The organism is Dehalococcoidia bacterium, from assembly GCA_041649635.1.
Classification (GTDB): Bacteria; Chloroflexota; Dehalococcoidia; order E44-bin15; family E44-bin15; genus JAYEHL01.
In genome coordinates, this window is the sequence record JBAZMV010000002.1 from 121,757 (window position 1) to 146,575 (window position 24,819).

At 54.9% G+C, this 24,819-nt stretch carries 23 protein-coding genes; 9 read left to right on the forward strand and 14 right to left on the reverse strand.

Going from position 1 to position 24,819, the window contains the following annotated elements:
- Together WC562_04400 and WC562_04405 are read left to right on the forward strand one after the other, a co-directional pair.
- Entirely contained in the window at window positions 1–810 is an 810-nt protein-coding gene (locus tag WC562_04400; GenBank protein MFA5055399.1) for an SAM-dependent chlorinase/fluorinase, read from the forward strand.
- Between the two features lie 13 nt (window positions 811–823).
- Window positions 824–1,732 carry a prenyltransferase gene (locus WC562_04405; protein MFA5055400.1) on the forward strand — a complete coding sequence of 303 codons (909 nt, stop codon included), beginning with the start codon at window positions 824–826 and terminating at the stop codon, window positions 1,730–1,732.
- 221 nt (window positions 1,733–1,953) lie between these two features.
- On the opposite strand, the gene WC562_04410 is transcribed toward WC562_04405, so the two are convergent.
- The 9 genes from WC562_04410 to WC562_04450 all read right to left on the reverse strand — a co-directional run bounded on the left by WC562_04410 (window position 1,954) and on the right by WC562_04450 (window position 12,973).
- Complete coding sequence (locus tag WC562_04410) at window positions 1,954–4,272, reverse strand: GLUG motif-containing protein (GenBank protein MFA5055401.1); 2,319 nt, start codon at window positions 4,270–4,272, stop codon at window positions 1,954–1,956.
- 561 nt (window positions 4,273–4,833) lie between these two features.
- Window positions 4,834–6,249, reverse strand: a complete 1,416-nt coding sequence (cysS, locus tag WC562_04415; GenBank protein MFA5055402.1) for a cysteine--tRNA ligase — start codon at window positions 6,247–6,249, stop codon at window positions 4,834–4,836.
- On the reverse strand, window positions 6,246–6,725 hold the full coding sequence (ispF, locus tag WC562_04420) for a 2-C-methyl-D-erythritol 2,4-cyclodiphosphate synthase (protein ID MFA5055403.1): 480 nt from the start codon (window positions 6,723–6,725) through the stop codon (window positions 6,246–6,248). Before ispF ends, cysS begins: the two co-directional genes overlap by 4 nt.
- Complete coding sequence (gene ispD, locus WC562_04425; GenBank protein ID MFA5055404.1) at window positions 6,722–7,408, reverse strand: 2-C-methyl-D-erythritol 4-phosphate cytidylyltransferase; 687 nt, start codon at window positions 7,406–7,408, stop codon at window positions 6,722–6,724. Before ispD ends, ispF begins: the two co-directional genes overlap by 4 nt.
- 23 nt (window positions 7,409–7,431) lie before the next feature.
- The gene (locus tag WC562_04430; protein ID MFA5055405.1) at window positions 7,432–8,352 is read right to left on the reverse strand and encodes a PIN domain-containing protein; all 921 of its coding nucleotides are present in this window, start codon (window positions 8,350–8,352) and stop codon (window positions 7,432–7,434) included.
- Between the two features lie 183 nt (window positions 8,353–8,535).
- Complete coding sequence (locus WC562_04435; protein ID MFA5055406.1) at window positions 8,536–9,162, reverse strand: VTT domain-containing protein; 627 nt, start codon at window positions 9,160–9,162, stop codon at window positions 8,536–8,538.
- A 41-nt stretch (window positions 9,163–9,203) separates the two neighbouring features.
- Window positions 9,204–11,612 (reverse strand): AAA family ATPase, encoded by a 2,409-nt coding sequence (locus WC562_04440; GenBank protein MFA5055407.1) that lies wholly within the window; start codon window positions 11,610–11,612, stop codon window positions 9,204–9,206.
- Between the two features lie 81 nt (window positions 11,613–11,693).
- On the reverse strand, window positions 11,694–12,008 hold the full coding sequence (locus WC562_04445; protein MFA5055408.1) for a MerR family transcriptional regulator: 315 nt from the start codon (window positions 12,006–12,008) through the stop codon (window positions 11,694–11,696).
- Between the two features lie 26 nt (window positions 12,009–12,034).
- Window positions 12,035–12,973, reverse strand: a complete 939-nt coding sequence (locus tag WC562_04450) for a J domain-containing protein (protein MFA5055409.1) — start codon at window positions 12,971–12,973, stop codon at window positions 12,035–12,037.
- A gap of 236 nt (window positions 12,974–13,209) precedes the next feature.
- On the opposite strand from WC562_04450, the gene WC562_04455 reads away from it, so the two are divergent.
- On the forward strand, window positions 13,210–13,689 hold the full coding sequence (locus WC562_04455; GenBank protein MFA5055410.1) for an Hsp20/alpha crystallin family protein: 480 nt from the start codon (window positions 13,210–13,212) through the stop codon (window positions 13,687–13,689).
- Window positions 13,690–13,737: 48 nt separating this feature from the next.
- On the opposite strand, the gene WC562_04460 is transcribed toward WC562_04455, so the two are convergent.
- From WC562_04460 to coaE, 3 genes are read right to left on the reverse strand one after another with little or no spacing between them, the layout of a single operon-like run.
- Window positions 13,738–14,331 (reverse strand): CoA pyrophosphatase, encoded by a 594-nt coding sequence (locus tag WC562_04460; GenBank protein ID MFA5055411.1) that lies wholly within the window; start codon window positions 14,329–14,331, stop codon window positions 13,738–13,740.
- Between the two features lie 11 nt (window positions 14,332–14,342).
- Complete coding sequence (locus WC562_04465; protein ID MFA5055412.1) at window positions 14,343–15,743, reverse strand: CoA-binding protein; 1,401 nt, start codon at window positions 15,741–15,743, stop codon at window positions 14,343–14,345.
- Complete coding sequence (coaE, locus tag WC562_04470) at window positions 15,740–16,348, reverse strand: dephospho-CoA kinase (GenBank protein ID MFA5055413.1); 609 nt, start codon at window positions 16,346–16,348, stop codon at window positions 15,740–15,742. Before coaE ends, WC562_04465 begins: the two co-directional genes overlap by 4 nt.
- A gap of 440 nt (window positions 16,349–16,788) precedes the next feature.
- On the opposite strand from coaE, the gene amrS reads away from it, so the two are divergent.
- The 3 genes from amrS to amrA are packed head-to-tail and all read left to right on the forward strand — an operon-like array spanning window position 16,789 to window position 19,136.
- Complete coding sequence (gene amrS, locus WC562_04475; GenBank protein MFA5055414.1) at window positions 16,789–17,820, forward strand: AmmeMemoRadiSam system radical SAM enzyme; 1,032 nt, start codon at window positions 16,789–16,791, stop codon at window positions 17,818–17,820.
- A complete protein-coding gene (locus WC562_04480) occupies window positions 17,813–18,622 on the forward strand; it encodes an MEMO1 family protein (protein ID MFA5055415.1) in 810 nt (269 codons plus the stop codon). The genes amrS and WC562_04480 overlap by 8 nt, the downstream gene beginning before the upstream one ends.
- A gap of 7 nt (window positions 18,623–18,629) precedes the next feature.
- Window positions 18,630–19,136: an AmmeMemoRadiSam system protein A gene (gene amrA, locus WC562_04485; protein MFA5055416.1), complete on the forward strand. Its 507-nt coding sequence runs from the start codon at window positions 18,630–18,632 to the stop codon at window positions 19,134–19,136.
- A gap of 5 nt (window positions 19,137–19,141) precedes the next feature.
- Here amrA and WC562_04490 read toward each other — a convergent pair whose 3' ends face one another.
- Window positions 19,142–19,525, reverse strand: coding sequence for a GIY-YIG nuclease family protein (locus WC562_04490; protein MFA5055417.1), 384 nt, complete (start codon window positions 19,523–19,525; stop codon window positions 19,142–19,144).
- 308 nt (window positions 19,526–19,833) lie between these two features.
- Between WC562_04490 and lspA the strand changes: the two genes are divergently transcribed.
- Entirely contained in the window at window positions 19,834–20,346 is a 513-nt protein-coding gene (gene lspA / locus WC562_04495) for a signal peptidase II (protein ID MFA5055418.1), read from the forward strand.
- Window positions 20,330–21,229 carry an RluA family pseudouridine synthase gene (locus tag WC562_04500; protein MFA5055419.1) on the forward strand — a complete coding sequence of 300 codons (900 nt, stop codon included), beginning with the start codon at window positions 20,330–20,332 and terminating at the stop codon, window positions 21,227–21,229. The genes lspA and WC562_04500 overlap by 17 nt, the downstream gene beginning before the upstream one ends.
- 311 nt (window positions 21,230–21,540) lie before the next feature.
- Here the strand turns inward: WC562_04500 and WC562_04505 are convergent, their stop codons facing one another.
- Entirely contained in the window at window positions 21,541–23,220 is a 1,680-nt protein-coding gene (locus WC562_04505) for a glutamine--tRNA ligase/YqeY domain fusion protein (GenBank protein ID MFA5055420.1), read from the reverse strand.
- 443 nt (window positions 23,221–23,663) lie between these two features.
- Between WC562_04505 and serC the strand changes: the two genes are divergently transcribed.
- The gene (serC, locus tag WC562_04510; GenBank protein ID MFA5055421.1) at window positions 23,664–24,755 is read left to right on the forward strand and encodes a phosphoserine transaminase; all 1,092 of its coding nucleotides are present in this window, start codon (window positions 23,664–23,666) and stop codon (window positions 24,753–24,755) included.
- The last annotated feature ends 64 nt before the right edge of the window (window positions 24,756–24,819 follow it).

Genomic DNA, 24,819 nt, shown 5'->3' on the forward strand with positions numbered 1-24,819 from the left:
ATGACCGTTATCACGCTGACCACGGATTTCGGCACGGATGATGCCTACGTATCGATCATGAAGGGCGTCATCCTTAGCATTAACCCGAATGCTAATATCGTCGATATCTGCCACACCGTGAGGCCGCAGAACATAACGCAGGCGGCATACATCCTGAGCACAGCGGCTGGCTACTTCCCCGAGGGCACTATCCATGTGGCGGTCATCGATCCCGGCGTCGGCACGAAGCGCAGGGCGGTGCTCCTCGTCGGACCTAATTCGTATTACATCGGGCCGGACAATGGCGTGTTCAGCTACGTGGCGTCGCAGGCGACCCCACGAATGCACGCGTTCGAGCTGACCAACGAGCGCTACTGGCTGCATCCGGTGAGCCATACCTTTCACGGCCGCGACATATTCGCACCCGTCGCGGCGCACTTATCGATCGGGGTCGCGCCGCATGAACTGGGCACGCCCATCACGTCGCTCTCCGGCGTGACGCTCTCGCGGCCGTACCATCACGAGGATGGGACGCTCATCGGCAAGGTGATACACATCGATCACTTCGGCAACCTCATCACGGACATCATGAAAGAGGACATGCCGAAGGGACGGGTTTTCATAGAGGTCTTCGGCCACATCATCGACGATATAAGCACCTCCTACGAGGACGAGGAAGGCCTGCTGGCCATATTCGGGTCGGACGACAGGCTGGAGGTGTCCATTACGCAGGGCAGCGCCGCCAGCTATCTCAGGGCCAAGATAGGGGACGAGGTCAAGGTGGGCGCTACGAAGACGTCATTGAGAACAGGGAAAAGCAAAAATCAATAAAAGGAAGGCACAGATGGGAAACTTGAAGACGTGGTTGATGCCGGCAAGGCCGAGCTTTCTGCTATTGGTGCCGGTTTGCCTCTTCACCGGAGTGGCCGTGTCGTTGTTCGAGGACTACGCTTTCCGGCCTCTCTACTTCGCGCTGGCGTTTATCGGCGCGTTTTTCGCTCATATGGCCGTGAATATTCTCAATGAATACTCTGATTACAAGACCGGCATCGATTTCAACACCAAACCTACGCCGTTCTCCGGCGGCAGCAAGGCTCTGCCGTCCGGGAAGCTCGATGCCAAGAAAGTCCTGATCTTCGGCCTGTCCTGTCTGGCGATAACGGCCGCCATCGGCATATATTTCATCACGGTATATCAGTGGAAGATAGCTCCGGTCGGCATCCTCGGCGTGCTCATTGTCTTTCTGTACACGCCCTATCTCACCAGGCTGCCAGGAATCACGGAGATCGTTGGCCCCGGTCTCGGGTTCGGTCTCATGGTCTTCGGGACGTATGTAACGCAGAGCGGGCAGTATTACAGCGCGGGCGCCATCGTCGTATCCGTGGTGGCCGGACTGCTCATCGCCGATCTGCTTCTGATTAACGAGTTCCCCGACGTGGAGGCCGATAAACCGGCGGGCCGCAAGCACCTCCCGATCATCCTCGGCAAGACAAAGGCAGGCATCGTTTACAGCGCGTTCCTGATAGGGGCGTACGTAGCCATAATCGCCGGAGCCGCCGCTGGCGTGCTGCCCTGGCTGGCGCTCGTGGGTTTGCTGACCCTGCCTTTAGGGTTCAAGGCGATGAATGCAGCGGTTAAGCACAATAACGATATGTCCAAGCTGATTCCGGCCCTGGGCGCGGATGTTATCACGGTGCTGGTCACGCCGCTGCTGATGTCGATTGGCATTGTGATAGCGACGTATGTGATGTAGCGTCGATGGAGTAGGGCGGGAACCCGTCATATTTTGCGGAATGTATTTGTCTCTCGGCGTGTCCTTCCATGATCAACATTGTGTGGAAGGATTCACCTCGCCAAAACCATTGTTGAAGGTGAAGAACACCTTCAACAGCGATAAGTTCCGTGGGGTGTCGATTGCGGAAATAAAAAGGGGAGCCGTTCAGGCTCCCCCGTCGTTTTCTCTGCGTTCGTTACCTAGTAATTAACCATCCTGCGTCGGAAGAGCAAGATCGCGATCAGGATGACCAGAATTATGCCTACGGCAATTCCGACCCACGTTGCGGCGCTCAGTCCTCCCGATTCGTCAACCGAGGCAGCAGGCGGGGCATTTGTAGCCGCTGGAGTGGGGGTTGGCTCATCGCCGGGAGCTTGTTCGGAAGGGCCGGCCAAGACGGCGAAAACGGTGAAGTGATCGATTGTGAAAGTGGCGGTGCCGCCGCTGACGGTGCCCTCCACGATTTCCCATGATTGAGTGGCCTCGTTGAAGAAGGCGATGGCCACGGTCTCTCCTTCACCCACCTCGGAAGGATCGAAGGCGATGGTTATCTCTATCCCGGGGCTGAAGGTGGCTCCGCTCGGCTGGAAGGAGAAGGCTGCCAGTATGTGCATGCCCTCCGGGGCCGGCGGAGGGTCGATTAGATTAACTGTTATTTCCGTAACAGGCAGGCCGTTGGCCCCCAGCGCCTGTGTATTGGCCGGTATCGAGACGGTGACCGAGCCGTCCCCCGAAGATACGACGGCATCATCCAAGAAGAATCCGGCGGATGATAGCTCCCATCTGTCACCCTGGCCCAGCACGAAAAGTCCCGCGGTGGGTGGCATCCAGCCTGAGTCTCCGCCGCCGCCGTAATAGGAGTCATACTGTGGTACCGGTGTAGATGTCGGTGTGGGTGTCGGCGATGGAGTAGGAGTAGGTGTTGGCGTAGGTGTAGGCGATGTCCCGCTGTAGATATACCATACGGGGGAATTGCCCGGTATCTGCCATGACAGGAAGGGATAGCCGTTGTTTATATTGTTGGTTGCGTTTCCCTGAATATCCCAGCCGGTGAATGTTGCAATGTTTTTCATCTCCGCGGTGGTTTTCGGCTCGCCTTTGCCGGTATCGTCCCGGCCGGTGGTTTCCCGGTCATAGAAGCTGGCGGTCACCGTGCCGCTGCTTTGCTTGCCCACAAGCCCGCCGATGTCTGTAACCCCGCTTACTTTGCCTATGGCGTAAGAATTATTCACCGTGCCGCCATCTTTCAGTCCCACAAGCCCGCCTACCTCGGTGGAGCCGTTAACGGCGCCGGTTGCGTAAGAATTATTCACCGTGCCGCCTTCGCTGTAACCCACGAGCCCGCCGGTTTCGTCAGGGCAGTTAACGCTACCGGTTGCGTAAGAATTGCTCACCGTATAACTGTCTTGCCAACCCACCAGTCCGCCGGCGCGGCGTTTTCCAGCGACATTACCGGTGGCGTAACAATTGCTCACCGTGCCGCCGTTATATCCCGCAAGCCCGCCGACGGCGTAGTCTCCCGTGCCGCTCACGGTTCCTGTGGCGTAGGAGTTGTTCACCGTGCCTTGATATCTGTAACCTACGAGACCGCCGACGTAGCTGTTGCCGTTTACGGTTCCTGTGGCGTACGAGTTGTTCACCGTGCCGTAATAGTTCTGTCCCACGAGCCCGCCGACGCAGTTGACGGTGCTGGCAACTGCGCCTGTGGCGTACGAGTTGTTCACTGTGCCTTGATAGTTCTGTCCCACGAGCCCGCCGACATTGCTGTTGCCGTTTACGGTTCCTGTGGCGTATGAGTTATTCACCATGCCGTAGTTACGTCCCGCAAGTCCGCCGACGCAATCTTGAGTTCCGTTCACTGTACCTGTAGCGTGCGAGTTGTTCACCGTGCCGTTCAAGATAAGCCCCACGAGCCCGCCGACGTCTGCCTGCCCGCTTACGTTGCATGTGGCGGAAGAGTTGTTCACCGTTCCATCTTCGTTCCTGCCCACGAGCCCGCCGACGTAATCACCTGAACCGTTAACGGTTCCAGCGGCGGAAGAATTTATTATAGTGCCTTGATTGTTGTAACCCACGAGCCCGCCGACACGTTGCTGTCCGGTGATGTTCACGCTAGCAAGGCTCACGTTGCCAACCGAGCTCCCGCTATCTATATAACCAAACAGGCCTACATAATTGGTATCTGATCGGTTGATGAACAGTCCCGTAATGGAAAAGCCCCTGCCGTCGAAGCTGCCGGTGAACTTGGTCGTCGAGTCTCCTATGGGAAGGAATCCATTGCCGCCGTTCCACGTGTTGTGATCGATCCCGGACAAATCTATGTTAGCGTCCAGGGCGTAGTGGGCGGCAAGGTTGGAGTTCATGTCCTGGAGGCCGGCAAGGTCGGTTATCAAGATTGGGTCCGCCGGCGAATCGCCCGGGGCCGCTGCCGCCTCCTGCGGCAGAAGTGCGATAAGCCCGCCTAGCAGAGTAGATACGAGAATCGCAGCAGTGATGATTACAGCAATAAACTTGTTCACGGTTTCACCTTTCCGAAAATGTTGACGGAAATACGGGGAGCACCTGATGTCACAAACTGAGGGTAGTTTATGATTGAGGAAGTTAAGGTATGTACATCGTAATTATCTAAGCGCTTCATCCGGTAGAAAATATACACCTGTTTATAGCTCTGAGTCAACGCAGTTAAATGTGGATAAGAAATCATAAAATCTGTTCCGTTTTATGTACATGAATTCCGCTGGGGGTAATGGAAACCGAATCAAGCGGGGAGATTCAGGCGCGGCGGCCGGGCCTGGCCGGGTGCGTTCACACCTGTCATTCTCCGCCTTGATCGGAGAATCCAGAAGGTGACATGGATACCGGTTTTCATCGGTATGACGGAGGTGTAGGGGTGTGGCATAACGGGCGGGCGATCCTTGTGATCGCCCCTACGGGCATGCGGGGGCTGTCGTGAGGAATTGCACATGTCTTCCCTCTCTTTAATCAAAGAGAGGGACAGGGAGAGTTTGCGGAAGGACGCTTCTAAAGGATTATGTGCTTGGTCATAGGGAAATGTTTTGGCGATAACTATAATGCCATTTTTACCTCTTATAGCTCCACGTCGTCCCTTGCGGCGTGTCCTTGAGCGTGACACCCTCGGCCGCGAGCGACTTGCGTATGTTATCGGCCAGCGCCCAGTCCTTGGATTTCCTGGCCTCGATGCGTTTCTCGATAAGCTGTTCGATATAGTGTGACGCCGGTTTGCCATCGTCGACGCTTATCCCCGATTCCTTTGCGAGAGCGAGGTAGGGCGCTGGATCGAGGTCTATCTTAGCTTCCTCCAGCTTCAGGCCAAGGACGCTGCAGAGATCGAGGAGTAATGCTTGCGCGTCGATAACGGATAAGCCTTCCTCGGCGCAACGGTTGATATCCCGCGCCAGGTCGAAGAGGGCGGCGATGGCCTGGGCGGTGTTGAAGTCATCGTCCATGGCCTCGATGAAGCGCAGGCGGTAGTCCTCGGCGTCGAAGACGGATGAATTGTTCCCATCGCTGCCGCGCCGCGCCGCCTGGCGCAGGCGCTCCGATCCCTTCTCCGCGGCGTCCCAGCCGTCGTCGGTGACGGTGAGCGGGCTGCGGTAGTGCGAACTGAGGATGAAGAGCCTGATAGCATCGGGTGAATGTTTACCCAAGGCTTCTTTTATCGTGATAAGATTGCCCAGCGACTTGCTCATCTTCTGGCTGCCCAGCTGCAGCAGTCCGTTGTGTATCCACCAGCGCGCGAACGGGGCTTTGCCGGTGAAGGCCTCGGATTGCGCGATCTCGTTCTCGTGGTGCGGGAACACCAGGTCGTTGCCGCCGCCGTGGATGTCGATTTGCTCGCCCAAGTATTTGATGGACATGGCCGTGCACTCGATATGCCATCCGGGTCGGCCCGGACCCCAGGGGCTGTCCCAGTACGGCTCGCCGGGCTTGGCGCCCTTCCACAGCGCAAAGTCCATCGGGTTTTCCTTGATATTTTCGCTGCCGGGCTCGGAGATCATGTCCTCCGGCCTGCGGTGGCTCAACTTGCCGTATCCGGGGAAGCCGGCTACGCGGAAGTAAACATCGCCGTTGGCCTCGTATGCGTGACCTTTGTCGATAAGCCCTTCAATGATCTCTATTATCTTCGGTATCTCCTCGGTCGCTTTAGGGTACACGTCGGCACGCTGGATATTGAGGGCGTCCATGTCCTCGAAATATGACGCGGTGAACCTCTCGGCCAGCTCCTTGACCGTGCTTCCGGACTCATTGGCGCGCTTGATAAGCTTGTCGTCGATGTCTGTGACGTTCTGCACGTATCTTACCTTGTAGCCCCGGTATTCCAGGTAGCGTCTGATGACGTCGAAGAGCACGTAGCTCATGGCATGCCCGATGTGGCTGTCGCTGTAGGGCGTCACGCCGCAGACGTACATCTTCACCGTCGATCCGGGTGGCAGGAACTCTTCTTTTTGCGATGACAGCGTGTTCAGTATCTTCATGCGATGTCTTTCTTTATCATTGCTATGGCCAGCGCGGCGATGCCTTCTCCTTGAGCGATAAGGCCGAGGCTGTTGGTTGTACTGGCCTTGACCGATACCTGGGAGGTTTCGATGCTCAGCGCCCCGGCGATGTTGGCCCGCATGCGGTCGGTATGATCCGCCAGGCGCGGCTTCTCGCAGATAACGGTTGCGTCTATATTTTCGATGGTGACCCCGTTGTCGTTCAGTATCGTTTGAGTGCGTTCGAGCAGTGCCATGCCGGATATGCCCTTATACTGAGGGTCCATGTATGGGAAATGTTTCCCGATGTCGCCCAGCGCCGCTGCCCCCAGCAGGGCGTCGATAACGGCATGCGCCAGTACATCGGCGTCGCTGTGTCCGTCCAGACCGCGCTCGAACTTGAGCTCGACGCCGCCAAGGACGAGTCTGCGCCCTTCGGCCAGCGGATGTATGTCGAAACCGATCCCTGCTCTCAATGTTTTCTCTTCGCTATTGATTTGATGATAGCTTCTGCGATGATCAAATCTTCCTTCGTCGTAACCTTGATGTTGGTGCTCGATCCCGGAAAGATTTTAACTTTATGGCCCGCGCGCTCGGCGAGGACAGCGTCGTCGGTGGCGTCGTCCTCGGCCATGCGATGGGCCGCGGATATTATATCAAATCTGAATACCTGGGGTGTCTGCGCCGCGTAGAGACCGTCCCGTTGCGGTGTGTCGACCACGTATGAATCGCCTGAGACGACCTTGATGGTGTCGGCTAAGGGTATCGCAGGGATGGCGGCGCCGCTCTCTTGCGCCGCTTCCAGGCCTCTCTCGATGATGTCCTGAGTCAGGCACGGGCGCGCGCCGTCGTGTATCATGACCCACTCGATATCGCCGAGGCGTTTCAGCCCTTCACCCACCGAGTCCTGGCGTCTCGCGCCGCCGGCGCATACCGCGATCACTTTGGTCCATTGGTGTTGCTTTACCAGTTCGATGCCGGTTCCAACCCTGGCTTTGGCCAGCACTAGAACGATGCGGTCGATGACGGGGGAGCGTTGGAAGGCCGCAATGGTATGGGCCAGCAGCGGCGCGCCATCAATAGCGGCGAATATCTTGTCCGCTCCGCTCATGCGTTTACTCATGCCCGCGGCTACAATAACGGCGCCGACTCTATCCATAGCACGTTCCGTGTTAGTGTACGTCACTGCGGTTTCACGTCGCCGTTTGTTTTCAGGTGCGCGAAGATCATGCGCCCCGCCGACGTTTGCAGCACTCTGGTCACCACAACGTTCAGATCGCTGTTCAAGAAATGACGGCCGTCCTCAACGACTATCATCGTGCCGTCGTCCAGGAAGCCCACTCCCTGGCCGGGTTCCTTGCCCTCCTGTATTACGCGGACGCTGATTTCTTCACCGGGCATGACGACGGGCCTCACCGCATTGGCCAGGTCGTTTATATTGAGGACGTCCAGCCCCTGTATCTTGGCCACCTGATTCAGGTTAAAGTCGTTGGTGATAATGGGACAATTCAGCAGTTTAGAGAGACGTACCAGCTTGCTGTCCACGTCCGGGATATCCTTTAGGTCCACATCGGATATCTCGACATGTATGTCGAGCTCGTTCTGCAGCTTGTTGAGTACCTCGAGGCCGCGTCGGCCGCGTACACGCCGTGCGGCATCGTAGGAGTCTGCTATGTGGTGCAGTTCGTCAAGGACGAAGCGCGGGATAATGAGCGAGCCCGTGATGAATCCAGCCTGGATTATATCGGCGATACGTCCGTCGATCAGTGAACTGGTATCGACGACGATTTGATTGGCGCGCGGCACAAGCCTGCCACCGATTCCTTCACGTCCGATTCCGCCCACGCCCTCGGGAACATGCAGTCCGAATATCTGAAATATCTCCCTGCCCTGGGCCACTGTTATTATGGTGAATACAAGGCACAGGACAACTCCGACAATGATAGGGCTTAACTGGCCCCATTTATCCGGGAGCATGGACAGTGGGAATGTCAAAAGCACGGATAAGAATAACGCGATGATAAGTCCGATGATAGCGGCCAGGAAATCAACAGTAGGCAACTGCGGAAAGCGGCTGCGTTTCCTTCTGTATGATCGGCTCAATTTGTTTGCCTCCTCCCATCCTCCACCGGCCGTTCGGGCGGGCCTACACACAGCTAAAATCAAGGTTCCCGTGATTATTGTACTATTGCGCGCTAAGCCTCCCCATACCGCCGGGGAGAATAATAAAAATATGATACTAATATTTATTATACATAATCAGACTACCACAAACGGCAGACAGTGTCAAAAATTGATAAACATTCGTAAGAACAGGCGCAGTGACCAGTATCCCAGCAGGGCTATTACCGTGCCTTTGAGAGTCTTACCTGCAAAGATGACGATCATGTATTTCCAGAACGGATATCTGATAGCTCCGGCGGCGACGGCGACCAGTTTGAAAAACAAGTTGGGTATAGCGGAGAACAGGAATAGCACTAGCGTGCCCCTGCGCCTCATCCATCCCTTTACCCTGGTATAGCGCTGTCTGTTATCAAGGGTCTCTCTGCCACTGAAGCCGGCGGTATAGCCTGTTATCTCGCCCAGCGACTCGCCTATGCCCGACATCAATCCTACTAGGAACGGGTTCAGGATCGCACCCATAAGGAAGACGACCGGTATGCTGGGTATGGGGACAAAGAGCACGGTCGCCGCGAGCAGAGATACCAGAAAGACGCCCAGGTAACCGTATGCCGAGATGTCATCGGAGATGCCGCCAGTGCCGTAGATCACAAGGCTCAAGATAATGACTATCGCTACTGTAGCGATAGTGACCCAGTGGCGCCTGGCCCACCGCCTCATTTTGTTCGGCTTAACAGCGATGACCGAGTTACCTTCTGAAGGCATGGGCGGGTTCTTTTCTTCTTCGCTCATAGACTCTCATCGAAAAAGGGTAAAGGTAAGAACGATGGAAGTCAAGAGCTGAAGGTGAAGCCGTCCGGACCAACGTCCACGACGACGCGGTCGCCTTCCTTGAACTCGCCTTTTAGTATCTTCGTCGACAGCGGGTTCTCCACCAGGCGCTGCATGGTGCGGCGCAGCGGTCTCGCTCCGAACGCCGGATCGAAGCCTTCTTTGGCCAGCTTGTCTTTGGCGGCCTCTGTCAACTCCACGGTGATCTTACGTTCGGCGAGCCGTTTCTGGATATCCTTCAAGACCAGGTCGACGATTTGCTTGATCTGTTCCTCGGTCAGAGGCTGGAATATCACGACCTCATCCAGACGGTTCAGGAACTCGGGGCGGAAGGTCTTTTTCAGCGCGTCCTCCACTGCGCCGCGCCTGCGTTCCGCCTCGCCTTTTGCCTCCCGTGAAAAGCCGAGGGATTGGTGCTGGAACTCCTCCGTACCCAGGTTTGAGGTCATTATTATTACTGTGTTCTTGAAATCGACCGTCCTGCCGTGGCCGTCCGTGAGCCTGCCGTCATCCAGCATCTGCAGCAGTATATTGAAGACGTTGGGATGCGCTTTCTCGATCTCGTCTAGCAGCACAACCTTGTAGGGACGGCGCCGTATGGCCTCTGTGAGCTGTCCCGCTTCCTCGTACCCGACATAGCCCGGGGGTGCGCCGACAAGGCGTGAGGTAGTGTGCTTCTCCATGTACTCTGACATATCGAGGCGTATCATGGCGTCCTCGTCGTCAAATAGGAACTCTGCCAGCGCGCGCGCCAGTTCCGTTTTTCCCACACCCGTTGGGCCCAAGAAGATGAAGCTGCCGATGGGACGTTTGGGGTCTTTCAGCCCGGCCCTTGCGCGCCTGATCGATTCGGAGACGATCCTGACGGCATCATCCTGCCCGATGATCCTTTCGTGCAGGCGATCCTCCATATGGAGCAGCTTATCGATCTCCTGTTCCAGCATGCGCGAAACCGGTATGCCGGTCCATTTCGATACCAGCTCGGCGATGTCCTCTTCATCGACCTCGGTATCTATCTTCTTTTCCTTCATCCATCTATCGCGCGCCTCGTTGTACTCGCCCTCTATCTTGAGACGTTCGGCCTTGAGCTTAGCCGCGTTCTCATAATCGCCGCGCTGCGAGGCGGCTTCCTCTTCGTCCGTGAGCTGTCGTATCTTCTTCTCCATGGCTTTAATCTCCGCGGGCGGACTGCCGGCCTCTATCCTTATCTTGGCGGCGGCTTCATCGATGAGGTCCACTGCCTTATCGGGGAGGTGACGGTCGGCGATATAGCGGTTACTCAGCCTGGCAGCAGCCTCGATGGCCGAGTCCGTTATCTGTATCCGGTGATGCGATTCGTATCGCGGGCGCAGGGCGCGCAGCATTTCGATGGCGACTTCCTCGCTTGGCTGGTCGATATAAACAGGCTGCAGACGTCGCTCCAGAGCGGCGTCCTTTTCGATGTGTTTACGATATTCGTCGAGCGTTGTCGCGCCGATGCATTGCAGTTCGCCGCGGGCCAGCGCTGGTTTGAGCATGTTGCTAGCGTCTATAGCGCCCTCGGCGGCGCCGGCGCCGACCACGGTATGTATCTCGTCGATGAAAAGGACTATTTCACCCTGGGCCTGTCTCACCTCATCCATTACAGCTTTGAGACGTTCCTCGAACTCGCCGCGGAACTTGGAGCCGGCCACCAGAGATCCCATATCGAGGGCCAGGACGCGCTTGTTCCTGAGTGAGTCCGGCACGTCGTCGCTGACTATCTTCTGTGCGATGCCCTCTGCGATGGCCGTCTTGCCGACGCCGGCCTCGCCTATGATTACGGGGTTGTTCTTGGTGCGCCGCGTCAGCACCTGCATAACGCGCTTTATCTCATCTTCACGGCCGATAACCGGGTCCAGCTTGCCCTCGCGCGCCAGCATGGTCAGGTCGCGGCAGTATTTCTCCAGCGCGCCGTATTTGCTCTCCGCGTGCGGGTCAGTGACCCGGTGTCCGCCGCGTATCTCCTGGAGCGCGGAATATATCTTTTCTTGATTGATGCCGAACTCCTCGAGTATCTTAGGCGCGTCGCCGTCACGTACACTGCACAGCGCTATCAGAATATGCTCGGTGCCGATGAATTCGTCCTTCAGCCTGTCCGCCTCCATTTCGGCATTATCGAGCAGGCGCACCGTGCGCGGCGTGCCGTAGATTATAGTACCTTCGCTGGCAGCACGTGGCGACTTCTGCAGCGCCGCCTCAACCTTCATACGCACTTCATCTGTGTGTATCTTCAGTCTACGCAGTATCTCACCCGTCAGACCTTTTTTCTGTTCAAGGAGCGCCAGAAAGATATGCTCCACGTCCCACTGGCTGTGTTGATAGCGCCGCACTATCTGCTGTGACAATGCTATTGCTTCCTGGGCCTGTTCTGTAAATTTATCCGGTCTCATATGTTTCTCCTGATATGTTTAAAATATAAAAATGTTTATTTATTATTCAACCCTATAGTAGAGACGCAATATTTTGCGTCTCTACAACCCCGCGTCGCGAAGTCGTTTTATCTCCTCTTTGGCTTCTTCAAGCTCGGCTTCCAGAACGGCTATGTGCTCTTTGAGCCGGAGTATGATATCCACGCCGGCCACGTTCACGCCCAAGTCGTCCATCAACGTCCGCGCCAGCCGCAAACGTTCGATATCCTTATTTGAATAGAGCCGAATCCTGCCTCTGGAACGGGACGGTTCCACCAGGCCGACCTTCTCGTAATAGCGCAGCGTCTGGGCATGAACACCCAGCGTTTTAGCAACGATGCTTATCACATAACAAGGTTCATCTTTATCGAATGTCATAGCGCACCTCTTAATGCCTTAAACGATTAATTTCGTTTCTGTCTTGCTTCCTTCAGCTGCCTGAAAAGCTCCTTCTCATGCTCGGTCAGGTTCTCCGGCAATACTACCTTCACCTTGGCGAAGAGGTCTCCTTTCTTTTCTTTCCCGATCTCCGGCATGCCCTGACCCGCCAGACGGAAGACCTTTCCATTCTGAGTCTCGGGGGGTATCTTCAACGCCAGATTCTTGCCTTTGGGAGTGGGGACGGAGGCCTCGCCGCCCAGGACTGCGTCTGCCAGAGACACAACCACGTCAACATGGATGTCGTTGCCCTTCAAATGGAATAAGGCATGCTCTAGTATCGATACGGCGAGGTACATATCGCCGGCCGGACCGCCTGACATACCAGGTTCGCCTTTACCCGAAACCTTGATGCGCTGTCCGTTCTTGACGCCGGCAGGTATCTTAACCTCTATACGTCGTCCGGATGAGTTTTGGATCAGACGTGTAGTGCCGTTGTACGCCTCTTCAAGCGTTATCTCGGTTGAGGCCTCGATATCTCTTCCCTGTCTCGGCCTTGACGACCTGCCTCTACCGCCGAAACCGCCGCCTGTGAAACCTTTGAATATTTCGCCGATATCACCCAGGTCGGACATGTCCACGTATTGATATGAGAAGTTATCGCCACCGGCATTCCCAGCGTTCCTGAAACCGGAGAAGCCGCCAAAAGGATTGCCCTGCGCTCCTGCGAACTGGTCGGCATATTCCCACCTGTCGCCGAACTGGTCATACTTCTTGCGTTTCTCCGGATCGGAGAGGATTTCATAAGCATTATTGATGTCCTTGAATTTTTCCTCGGCCGATTTGTTGCCGGGGTTCACGTCTGGGTGATACTGGCGGGCCAGCTTGCGATAGGCCTGCTTGATGTCCTTATCAGAGGCCGTTTTGCTTAGCCCGAGTATTTTATAAAGATCTTTCGATGGCATTATTAACCTCACTCAAATCCTACTATAAACTATGTATATTAATTTGTCAACAATATTATTATATATATTTATAGATATATCTTGACAAAATATTGTTAATATGCTAAATTAATTTTAGTCAAATACGAGACGGGAGGTGATTCATATGTGAGAGCGGGAAATCAAGTTGATATCGAGACTTGGCAATAAGTTTCTTGAGTATTGAAGACAGCTAAAAATGAAAGGAGGAAAATACCATGGCTATTGTTCGCTGGCAACCATTTTCGGATTTGATGAGCCTGAGGCAGGCGATGGATCAGCTTATGGAGGACAGCTTCGTGCGGCCTTCGAGGTCGGTAGGGGTGATGAATAGGGAGATACAACCGCTTATTGATATGTACCAGACCAAGGATGAGGTGGTGGTAAAGGCGACCGTGCCCGGCGTCAAAGAGGACGATGTCGAGATTAACATAGCTGATGATGTCCTTACTATTAAAGGCAAAGCAGAGGGAGGGAAGGAGGTTAAGGATGAGGATTACCTCTATCGCGAGCATTATCACACCAGCTTTGCCCGCAGCATCGGATTGCCGGGTTCTCTGAAGACCGAGAAGGCGGAAGCTACAACCGAGGACGGAGTACTGACTATAAAGATTCCGAAGGCTGAGGAAGCCAAGCCTAAGAAGATCGAGGTCAAGGCCAGGAAGGCCATCGAAGGCGAGAAAAAAGAGAAGAAATGATTAGTAGTGTAGGGCTCGCCGAAGGGGGCAGATAACTTCCGCCCCCTTTTATTTTGGATCGATATTATCGTCGATTTTTTTGATTGTGAGGTCGACAAATTGTTTGAGGATGCGGGCGGTAGCGCCCCAGACGACCTTGTCCTTGTATTTGAAAAAGCTCGCCTTGCCGGTGACTCCCTCGGCAGAGCGTATCTCCTCCCAGTAGTTGCTATCATCTGCCAGCGCCGATAACGGAACCTCTACCAGTTCGTCGATCTCGTGCTCGCTCACGACGAATTTGTACGGATACGGGATGACGCCTACGAACGGTGTAATGAGAAAGTTGCTGGTAAGCGTGCCGAAGCCGTCGAGCTCACCCAGAATCTCCACGTCCTCCGGCCGTATCCCTACTTCTTCATATGCCTCGCGCAGCGCGGTATCCTTAAGGCTGCCGTCCGTCTCGTGATGCGAGCCGCCGGGAAAGCATATCTGCCCTTTATGATATTCCAGCTCCTCGGTCCTTTTTGTGAGCAGTACGTGGCACTCGCCGTCCTTCTTATAGATAGGGATCAGCACGGCGGCGGGGCGCAACGGCTTGTCTGAGAACAGAATGACCTTTTTCTCGCGCTGCGCCAGTATTCGCCTTAGCTCTTCTTTAAACATGCGCTGTCCGTTTACACGTCGCCGCGATTAAGGTACTCGTAATAATCGTTAAGTTTAGATAATACATTAGCGGCTTGATCCATGGTGTGATAGTGCACGATGCGCCCCCTGGATTCAATCAGAGGCACTACCTTATCGATCTCTATGCTGTAGCACCAGAGTACGGCGGGCTTATCGTATTTATCTATGAGTTTGAAGCAGTCGAGCACGGGGTCCATCAGCGGGTGGTACTCGCCCGGCAGTATGATGAACAGGCCGTCAACATTATCGTCGGCGGCGAACGTTTCTAGGACTGTGGCCAGCACAACGTGAAGCGGGTTGCCTGCTATCATCGACGGCGGCCAAATATCGGCGGGGTTGCCCAGATGCTGCCAGGGCGGGGCTAAGGTCTTCAGCTTCTTTAAACTGGCGTCGGACAGTTTGGCCAGTTTCAGCCCGTGGCGCGCGCAGGCGTCCGTGGCCATGATGGCGCCGCCGCCCGTGATGCTGATGATACCTACATTTCTTCCTTTCATCAGCGGCAATTTCAAGAATGCCCTGGTCATGTCCTGGAATTCGTTCTCGCCTGTGACTCGCAGCACGCCGCACTGCTTAAAGGCGGCGTCGTAGACCTCGTCACTGCCGGCAAGGCTTCCCGAGTGCGATTGCGCCGCTCTGGCAGAGTCGTCGCAGCGTCCTGATTTCAGCGCCAGTATCGGTTTCTTTTTCGACACGCGTCCGGCGACTTCCATGAAGCGGCGGCCGTTCCTCATTCCTTCTATGTAGAGCATGATGACCTTAACCATCGGGTCGTCCTCGAAGTATTCCAGCCCGTCGGCGAAGTCTATATCGCAGGCGTTGCCGATATCGATGCCCTTGCCCACGATAGGGAAGTACGGCAGGCCGCTCATATAGAGACCGGTTTGGCATATCACGCCGGTGGGTACTTCGTGCATTGCGATGCGGGTGAATGCCGTGTTGAAGTGATGATATGCGTTGCCCGTGCCGAACGTGTTGGGCCCGACGATGCGGGCGACTCCCTCGCGCGCGATGCGCACCACCTCATCCTGAAGCCTCTTGCCTTCCGCGTCCGCGTCGGCGTAGCCCTGCCCGACTATAGTGATAGCCTTTATGCCTTTATCAACGCATTCCTTTACCAGCTTCGGGCCGTGTCTGCTCGGCGTCAGGATAACGGCGAGGTCGATATCGTCGGGTATCTCCGCAAGGCTACGGTAGCACTTAATCCCAAGTATCTCGTCGGCGCCGGGGTTCACAGGGTACAGTTTACCCTTGTAACCGTATCCTTTCAGATGTTCCATAACGTTCCATCCGAAAGCCCCGGTGGCTCTGGTCAGGCCGACGAGCGCAATCGATTTCGGCTCCATGAAAAGTCTCATTATCTCAACAGTATTACTGGTATCGGCGGGAGTCACTGGCGAACCTCCTTGTTTGCAACCGTCTTCCATAGTTTGTCAACCTGGGCCCTGACCTCGGATTTGTCGCAGTCCGTATTGATGATGACATCGGCGTGCTTCGCGCGCTCGGCTGGCGGGAGCTGCGCCTGGATGCGCGCCCGCGCTTCATCCTCGCTGAGGCCGCCGCGCTCCTTGAGGCGTTGTACTGCTATGTCCGGCGGCGTGAGCGCCACCCACACCTCGTTGACCAGGTCGGTCCATGCGGCTTCGATGAGCAGGGCGGCTTCAAGGACGACGACACGGGTGCCTTTCTTTCTGAAACGCTCGATTTCACCGCGTGCTATTTCTTTCATTCGCGGGTGCACTATCGCATTGAGGCGGGCCAGCGCTTTCTCGTCGCCGAAAACGATACGACTCAGCTTCTTACGGTCTATGGAGCCGTCCGCTTTTCTGATGTCCGGCCCGAATTCATCAACAAGCTCCTGGTTAAGCTGCGTGTCGGGTTTGTATGCCTCATGGGCCAGCTTGTCGGCGTCGATAACGGCAGCGCCTTTTTCAGCAAGCATCTGAGCTATGGTGCTCTTGCCGCTGAGTATTCCTCCCGTGAGACCGATAACAAACATCTGTAAATATCTCGATTGCGATTTATCTGTAACCAGTCTACCAATTGGAACGCTGGCGGGTCAAGTTTGAATCGTGATTGAGGTATGTCAACCCCCTGTTATCCCCCAGTCTTGGGGGATGAAAAGTAAGGATGGGGGACACCCCCAATCCCCCGTCAGGAGACGCTGTCTCCTGTACCTCTGTTTTTCAAGTTCGAGTGGTGGTCGATGTGACCGAATCTACTTGTAGTCTTCCATATTTACTACTGTCATTGCCCGACTTGATCGGGCAATCCAGAAAGGGCGAATGGCCATTCGCCCCTACAGTGGATTTTTGTTTAGGGGATACACCCAATCCCCCGTCCCCGATTCATCGGGGTACCTCTTATCGATCCAAGTTGCAGGGGTGCGGCTTGCTGTGTCCTTTCAATTCGACTACAATACATAATTGGAGGACCGAGATGCGAGAGGCTCTGCTTTACGAGAAGCTCTCCAGCTCTCGTGTGAAGTGCAACGTATGCCAGTGGCGCTGCGAGATCAGCCCCGGCAAGTACGGGGTGTGCCGCATGCGCCAGAACATCGAAGGCGTCCTCTACTGCCTGAACTACTCTATTGTTTCATCGGCCGCTGTAGACCCCATAGAGAAAAAACCCCTGTTCCATTTCTACCCGGGCACTTCCGTCTACTCACTCGGCACATGGGGCTGCAATTTCCACTGCACCGGCTGCCAGAACTGGCAGATAGCCTGCACGGACGTGTCGTCTCTGGAGGGATCGCGAACGATAACACCGGAGCAGGCCGTCGATTCCGCCTTGCGTAGCGGTAGCGCAGGTATCGCGTGGACTTATAACGAACCGGCCGTATGGTTCGAATATACCCTGGATTCGGCCAGGCTGGCGAAGGAGAAAGGCCTGTACACCGTTTATGTGACGAACGGCTACATTACCGAGGAAGCGCTTGACATGATAGGCCCGTATCTGGGCGCTTATCGCGTAGATATAAAGGGATTCAGCGACAGGCTGTATAAGGAACTTGCTAGGGTTACCCAATGGCGCGGCATACTGGATGTGGCAAAGAGGGCCAGACATAAGTGGAACATGCATGTTGAGGTGGTGACGAACATCACTCCTGCCATGAATGATGACGACGAACAACTGGAGGGGATAGCGCGCTGGATAAGGGACAGCCTCGGCGAGCTCACGCCGTGGCATATCACGCGCTTCTATCCGCAGCATAAGATGGAGCACATTCCGCCGACGCCTCTGTCCTCGCTTGAGCATGCCTATGACATCGGTATGAAGGCGGGACTTCGCTTCATCTACATGGGAAATGTGCCTGGGAATAGCCATGAAAACACTGAATGTTACTCGTGCGGTAGTTTACTTATTTCCAGAATCGGTTATAATACAAAAATCATTGGTTTGGATAAATCAAGGTGTCGTAAGTGCGGTGCGGAAGTGAATGTAAGGGTTGGAGAGGTATGCGATGTTTAGATTTCCAGTAGTTGCAGGAAGATTTTATCCGGGTACGCGATCTTTCCTTGAAGAGCGGATCGATGACCTTATCGATAGGAAGACGCCTGCTGAGGATGTGCTTGGTGTTCTTGCCCCCCATGCGGGATATAACTTCTCGGGCGCGGTGGCGGGTGCGGTCATATCGAGGATTAAATTCAAGGATACCTTTGTCATATTGGGTCCGAACCATACGGGGCTGGGACAGCCCTACAGCATCATGGCGGAGGGGACGTGGCGCACGCCGCTTGGCGATATGGAGATAGACGGCGAGATGGCCAAGGCCATACTTGCATCGACAAGCTATCTTCAGAAGGATGAGAAAGCCCATCTTGGCGAACACTCGATCGAGGTGCAATTGCCGTTCCTGCAGTATTTCAAAGAGGACGTGAAATTCGTTCCGATAGTCCTAATGGGTGATGCTTCGGGCGACGTGTATAAGGATATCGGTAAGGGCATAGCGAAGGCAATTAAGGAGTCGAACGGTAAGGTGGTCATTATGGCCAGCAGCGATATGTCGCACTATGAATCGCAGGCGGCGGCAAAGGAGAATGACTTCAAGGCTATCGAGGCCATACTCGCGCTCGATGCTGACGAGCTTTTGAAGCGTATCAAAGAACACCACATTACGATGTGCGGCTACGCTCCTGTGGCGACCATGATACATGCGTGTAAGGAGCTGGGCGCGAAGAAAGCGGAGCTGGTCATGTATCAGACCAGCGGAGATGTGACCGGCGATTTTCACAGGGTTGTAGGTTACGCCGGAGTGATCATTAAAAAGTGAGGGACTTATGCATCCGTTAGTGGAACTGGCCAGACGTACCATCGAGAGTTACGTGCGCGAGGGGAAGGTTCCACGGGGGCCGGATGATTTAATCCCGGAAATGCGCGAGCAGGCCGGGGTTTTTGTTTCCCTGAAGATCGGAGGCAACCTGCGCGGATGCATCGGCACCTTTGCGCCTGAGCGCAAGACCGTGGCCGAGGAGATTATGGCCAACGCGGTGCGTTCCGCCACCCGCGATCCCCGCTTCCCCGCCGTCTCCCCTGAAGAGCTCGCGTCGCTCGAATACAGCGTCGATGTTCTAACTGCCCCAGAGCCTGTCGCCAGTGAGGCTGAACTTGATCCCAAGAAGTACGGCGTCATCGTCGAGGCCGGCGGTCGCCGCGGATTGCTGCTCCCCGACCTTGAGGGCGTCGATACGGTTCAGTACCAGATCGAGATATGCCGCGCCAAGGCCGGCATTCCCGCTAACATGCCGGTGAAGCTGTATCGCTTCGAGGTCAAAAGGTACAGGTAGCTCGGTTATCCGAAATACAGCAAATGAGATTCACACTTGCAATCGGATGAGCCGAATCCTTTGACCGGAATATGGGCTTCTGGAAATTCCATCGCTTCTTGACATAAATCGCACTCCAGCCTCTCCCCGCTTTCAACGTACCATACGTCGACTATTGTCGCTTTTTTCAGAAAGTAATCTATATGCCAGTGCAGTTTCTTGTCGCTTCGCAGATGCCTTAATATGCGGGCGTTCAAACCGTTCATGGCGCTGCCGAAATAGAGGTAGCGCCCGGCGGGGAAGGTGAAGCGCCCCAGCTTGCCGATGGTGATGTCGGCGGGCTTGTCCAGCTTCATCGTCAGGATATAGGTTCCTTTATCCATGGTGTAATTGTACTGCTTTGAGGGCATGAGGCAAAAGCCTCAATCAACCCCCTGCTGTCCCCCAATCTTGGGGGATGTAAAAAAAAATGGGGGACACCCCCAAACCCCCGGCCCCGATAAATCGGGGCACCTCTTTTTAAACGTCATTGCGAGGAGTCCTTCCATAATAAGAATCTATAGAAGGACGACGTGGCAATCTAGTAGTTGGTATAGTGTGGCGTAATAGGAGATTGCTTCGCTTCGCTCGCAATGACAAGGAATGCATAGCAAATGCATCTAGCCCCGCAGTTGCTTCTATGTTAGACTAGCGCCATGATATATCCGGGTACCTCTGAATGCGAATGAAATCGATAAACAGGAAAACGTTGATATGTGAGATGTGGTTCTTCCTTATCGCTGGCATCGTTATCGGTCTGGACCAACTGTCAAAGTATCTGGTGCGTGCGAATATGGTTCTGGGGGAGTCGATACCGGAAGAGGGCTTTTTCCGTTTTACCTACGGCACCAACACGGGAGGCGTTTTCGGCTTCTTCTCGAACCAGACCTTCCTGATAACGGTCGCCGCCATCGTGTCGGTCGTAATAATACTTCTTTATTCACGCCATAAGATGGCGCATAGCATGCTGGTTAAGGTTTCGCTTGGACTGATTTTGGGCGGTTCAATAGGGAACCTTATCGACCGCGTGCGATTCGGTGCGGTTACGGATTTCATTGATGTCGGCGCGTGGCCAGTGTTCAACCTGGCGGATTCGGCAATCGATATCGGCGTCGTGCTGCTCATAATCTATATCCTCTTCAAGATTAAAAAGGACAGCAAGGAGGCCAAGCAGGTTGAGTCAAAGGATTGAGCTTGTCGCATACGAAGCGGGGAGCCGCCTCGACAGCTACGTCGCTGCCCGGTGCCCGCAGTTGTCGCGGTCGCACGTGCAGCGTTTGACCGATGACGGGTTTGTCACCGTGAACGGACGAGCCTCAAAGAGCGGATACAAGATTCGGGAAGGGGATCGCATCGTTGTCGATGTCCCGGATCCCCAGCCTATCGCTCCACAGCCCGAGGATATACCGCTGTCGATTGTTTATGAGGATGACGACGTGCTCGTCATCGATAAGCCTACGGGTCTGACGGTCCATCCGGCGCCGGGGCACTCCGAGCACACGCTGGTGAACGCGATACTGGCACACTGTCCTGCGCTTAGCATCAACGGCTCGATACGTCCTGGCATCGTGCATCGCCTGGATAAAGATACCTCCGGTGTGATGATGATAGCCAAGAACGATGCCGCCCAGCGCGACCTCTCGAGTCAGATCAAAGAGCGCACAGTGCTTAAGCAATATACCGTGCTGGTGCACGGGCGTGTGACTCCTGATAAAGGCGTTATCGAGGCTCCAATGGGACGCGATCCGTCCAACCGCAAGCGCATGGCCGTTGTCGATTCCGGCCGCGAGGCGCGCACGCGCTACAGCGTTATCAAATACTTCAAGGGATACACGCTGCTTGAAGTGACGCTGGATACCGGGCGCACGCATCAGATAAGGGTGCACCTCTCGGCACTGGGGTTCCCGGTGGTTGGGGATGGCGTTTACGGCAAGAAATCGGATATTGCCGCCAGGCAGTTCGTGCACGCTGCCCGTCTCGGCTTCAACCTGCCGTCGAACGGCAAGTGGGCGGAGTTCACCGCGCCGCTGCCGCATGATTTGGAGGAGGCAGTGAAGAGGGTGTCGAAGCTATAAGTTTGACGCTAATCTATATGGAACTCTCTGTCTATACCGGTGATATTAACTTGATTTAATTAAAAAGAACATCCAGATGACAGCGACTAATGCGATAAAAAAAGATAGCTTCCGAAATATATTGCCCCTAGCATTGTAAAGATCTGATTTCCAGAGCCAGTATGGACACTTTAAATACTCACGCAGATTTACCTTGCGATTCATAAACATGAATAACCCACATATGATGAAGGCAATATCTATTACCAATATAAAGATAAGGTGTTTAGTTTCCACAGTTTGGAATAATCGCTTTCTTCTGTAGTTACGGTCTAGCCCTTCTTCTCTATCTTGGCCCAGGTGTCGCGCAGGCCGATGGTGCGGTTGAAAACGAGATGTTCTTTAGTCGAGTCCTTCAGGTCGGCGCAGAAATAGCCCAGGCGCTCGAACTGGTACCGGCTTTCAGGCGCCACGCTGGATAAGCTCGGCTCGACATAACCGCTGACGGTTTCGAGTGAGTTCGGGTTGATGACGCTCTCGCAACCTTCGACTACGTCGCTGGGATTCTCCACGGTGAAAAGCCTGTCATACAGCCGCATCTCTGCTTCGACCGCGTGCTGAGCCGACAGCCAGTGAATTGTTCCCTTCACTTTGCGGCCGTCCGGCGTGTTGCCGCCGCGCGTGGCCGGATCATAGGTGCAATGCAGCTCGACCGCCTCGCCGTTCTTGTCTTTCACCACATCGACGCATTTGATCAGGTAGGCATAGCGCAGGCGCACCTCATTGTCGAGGAATAGTCTGAAGAAGCCCTTGGGCGGAGTCTCGCGGAAGTCGTCTCGCTCGATGTACAGCACGCGGGAGAACGGCACCTTGCGCGAACCCATCGACGGGTCTTCGGGATTGTTGACGGCGTCAAGCTCTTCGACCTGGCCTTCCGGATAGTTGTCGATGATGACGCGTAACGGTCGCACCACGGCCATCACTCTGGGGGCCCGCTTATTAAGATCTTCCCTGACGCAGTGTTCAAGCAGTGCCATGTCGATGGTGCTGTCCGTCTTGGCCACGCCGATGCGCTCGCAGAAGTCACGGATGGCTTCGGGCGTATAACCGCGCCGGCGCAGTCCCGCGATGGTCGGTAATCGCGGGTCGTCCCAGCCCACGACAATGCCCTGTTGTACAAGCTGCAGCAGCTTGCGTTTGCTCATCAGAGTGTAGCTCAAATTGAGCCGCGCGAACTCTATCTGCCTCGGGTGATGGACATTTAACTGGTCGAGAAACCAGTCGTACAGCGGGCGATGGTCCTCGAACTCCAGCGTGCAAATCGAGTGCGTTATCCTTTCGATGGAGTCCTCCAGCCCGTGCGCCCAGTCGTACATCGGGTATACGCACCACTTGCCGCCGGTGTTGTGGTGCTCCTCGTGCAAGATGCGGTACATAACCGGGTCGCGCAGGTTAAGGTTGGGCGATGACATATCGACCTTGGCGCGCAGTACACGAGAGCCGTCATCGAACTCACCGGCGCGCATGCGCTGAAACAGGTCGAGGTTCTCTTCGATGGAGCGGTTTCGGTAAGGGCTGTTCCTGCCCGGCTGGGTCAGCGTGCCGCGGTATTCCCTTATTTCGTCCGCACTCAGATCGTCTACGTAGGCCTTGCCTGCTTTGATAAGCTGGACGGCATAATCATACATCTGCTCAAAATAATCGGATGCGAAGTACAGCCTGTCCTCCCAGTCGAAGCCGAGCCAGCGCACGCTGTCCTTGATTGATTCGACGTATTCTTCCTCTTCCTTGGTCGGATTGGTGTCGTCGAAGCGCAGGTTGCACTTGCCGCCGTACTGCTGCGCGATGCCGAAGTTGAGGCATATCGATTTGGCGTGCCCGATGTGGAGGTAGCCGTTGGGCTCGGGGGGGAAGCGTGTATGAACGCGCCCGTCGTTTTTATTCGACTTGAGGTCTTCGTTGATGATGTCCCTAATGAAATCGGAGGGCACCGATGGTTTTGGTGTAGTCATATATTTCTCTATCTAAATATGGTTTCGATTAAGAGCGAATCAGCCCCTATATTTCTGTTTTCTCTTTGTCATTGTCCGACGCAATCTGTAGGGGCGACCCTCGTGGTCGCCCACGGCGGGCAGGCACAAGGCCTGCCCCTACATCCGGATCATCCTTCCACAGTTTGGAAGGATGATGACATTAGAATCCTGTACCTCTTTCTATAGTTGACTCGGGTTGAAATCTCAACTAAAGTTACAATTTACAGCTACCTTTGTCAAGGAGAATGATTGATTGTCGGGCGGGATGTCGCTGCGGTTTGTGTTTGATATGGCAGGGGGCACGGCACGCCGTGCCCATACATTTGATCGGCATATAGGTTGCGGCATTTGCCGTCTTTACGGGTATATGGGGTTTCGTATAGAATTATAATGGTCGGCATCACTTATGAAAGGAGACCGATTTGACACGCGACATAATCATTTTCAACCCCGGCCCGGCCATGCTGCCGGAACCGGTATTAGAGAGCACCAGCAAGGCTATTCTCAATTTCGCCAATACCGGCATGTCCATTATGGAAATAAGCCATCGCGCCAAGGAATTCGACGCGCTGCTGGCGGATACGGAAAAGAAACTGCACGCTATCATGGGGATTCCCGATGACTATAAGGTATTGTTCCTCCAGGGAGGGGCGACCCTGCAGTTCTCCATGGTCCCTATTAACCTGCTGACGTCCGGCAAGGTCGCCGATTACATCGATACCGGCTATTTTGCCAGCAGGGCTATCAAAGAGGCCAAACTTATCGGGAAGGTGAACGTAGCCGCCTCTACGAAGGAGCTCAACTACAAGAAATTGCCGGCTCAAACCGACCTCAGGCTTACGCCGGACGCGGCCTACTGCCATATCACATCCAACAATACCATCTATGGAACGCAGTGGCAGTCGTTCCCGGAGACGAAGAGAGTTCCTCTGGTGGCCGATATGTCTTCCGATATACTGTCACGGAAGATAGATGTCAGCAAATTCGGTATTATCTATGCCGGTGCGCAGAAGAACATGGGGCCTGCAGGCGTTACCTGTGTCATCATCCGCAAAGACCTTGTCGGTAAGGCGCCGGCGAATACCCCCACGATGCTGAATTACCAGCCGCACGTGGAGAACAACTCCAGCTTTAACACCTGTCCCGTCACCGCAATCTTCGTTGTTCATGAGGTTCTGCAGTGGATCGAGGAGCAGGGCGGCGTGGAAAAGATCGAGGCTGTTAATAACAAGAAGGCAGACATCATTTACAACATAATCGACAGTAACAGTGATTACTACAAAGGCCACGCGGAACCGGGATACAGGTCCAGGATGAACATCACCTTCCGCCTTCCCTCCGAGGAGTTGGAGGCCAAGTTCGCTTCCGAGGCGTCCAAGGCAGGATTGAAAGGTTTGAAGGGTCATCGCTCCGTTGGCGGCATACGCGCGTCTATGTACAATGCTGTACCGCTCGAAGGTGCGCAGAGGCTTGCCGAGTTCATGAAGGAGTTCAAGAAGAACAACCCGGCGTAATCCGGAAACATTCGATTTGCGATGGTAGGGGCACGGCATGCCGTGCCCCTACGTTTGTTTGTAC

Excerpts from the sequence above, each read along its gene's own strand:
- WC562_04400 (MFA5055399.1), top strand. The coding sequence starts at position 1 with ATGACCGTTATCACGCTGACCACGGATTTCGGCACGGATGATGCCTAC.
- WC562_04405 (MFA5055400.1), top strand. The coding sequence starts at position 824 with ATGGGAAACTTGAAGACGTGGTTGATGCCGGCAAGGCCGAGCTTTCTG.
- cysS (MFA5055402.1), bottom strand. The coding sequence starts at position 6,249 with ATGAAGATACTGAACACGCTGTCATCGCAAAAAGAAGAGTTCCTGCCA.
- ispD (MFA5055404.1), bottom strand. The coding sequence starts at position 7,408 with ATGGATAGAGTCGGCGCCGTTATTGTAGCCGCGGGCATGAGTAAACGC.
- WC562_04435 (MFA5055406.1), bottom strand. The coding sequence starts at position 9,162 with ATGAGCGAAGAAGAAAAGAACCCGCCCATGCCTTCAGAAGGTAACTCG.
- WC562_04440 (MFA5055407.1), bottom strand. The coding sequence starts at position 11,612 with ATGAGACCGGATAAATTTACAGAACAGGCCCAGGAAGCAATAGCATTG.
- WC562_04445 (MFA5055408.1), bottom strand. The coding sequence starts at position 12,008 with ATGACATTCGATAAAGATGAACCTTGTTATGTGATAAGCATCGTTGCT.
- WC562_04450 (MFA5055409.1), bottom strand. The coding sequence starts at position 12,973 with ATGCCATCGAAAGATCTTTATAAAATACTCGGGCTAAGCAAAACGGCC.
- WC562_04455 (MFA5055410.1), top strand. The coding sequence starts at position 13,210 with ATGGCTATTGTTCGCTGGCAACCATTTTCGGATTTGATGAGCCTGAGG.
- WC562_04460 (MFA5055411.1), bottom strand. The coding sequence starts at position 14,331 with ATGTTTAAAGAAGAGCTAAGGCGAATACTGGCGCAGCGCGAGAAAAAG.
- coaE (MFA5055413.1), bottom strand. The coding sequence starts at position 16,348 with ATGTTTGTTATCGGTCTCACGGGAGGAATACTCAGCGGCAAGAGCACC.
- amrS (MFA5055414.1), top strand. The coding sequence starts at position 16,789 with ATGCGAGAGGCTCTGCTTTACGAGAAGCTCTCCAGCTCTCGTGTGAAG.
- WC562_04480 (MFA5055415.1), top strand. The coding sequence starts at position 17,813 with ATGTTTAGATTTCCAGTAGTTGCAGGAAGATTTTATCCGGGTACGCGA.
- amrA (MFA5055416.1), top strand. The coding sequence starts at position 18,630 with ATGCATCCGTTAGTGGAACTGGCCAGACGTACCATCGAGAGTTACGTG.
- WC562_04490 (MFA5055417.1), bottom strand. The coding sequence starts at position 19,525 with ATGCCCTCAAAGCAGTACAATTACACCATGGATAAAGGAACCTATATC.
- lspA (MFA5055418.1), top strand. The coding sequence starts at position 19,834 with ATGCGAATGAAATCGATAAACAGGAAAACGTTGATATGTGAGATGTGG.
- WC562_04505 (MFA5055420.1), bottom strand. The coding sequence starts at position 23,220 with ATGACTACACCAAAACCATCGGTGCCCTCCGATTTCATTAGGGACATC.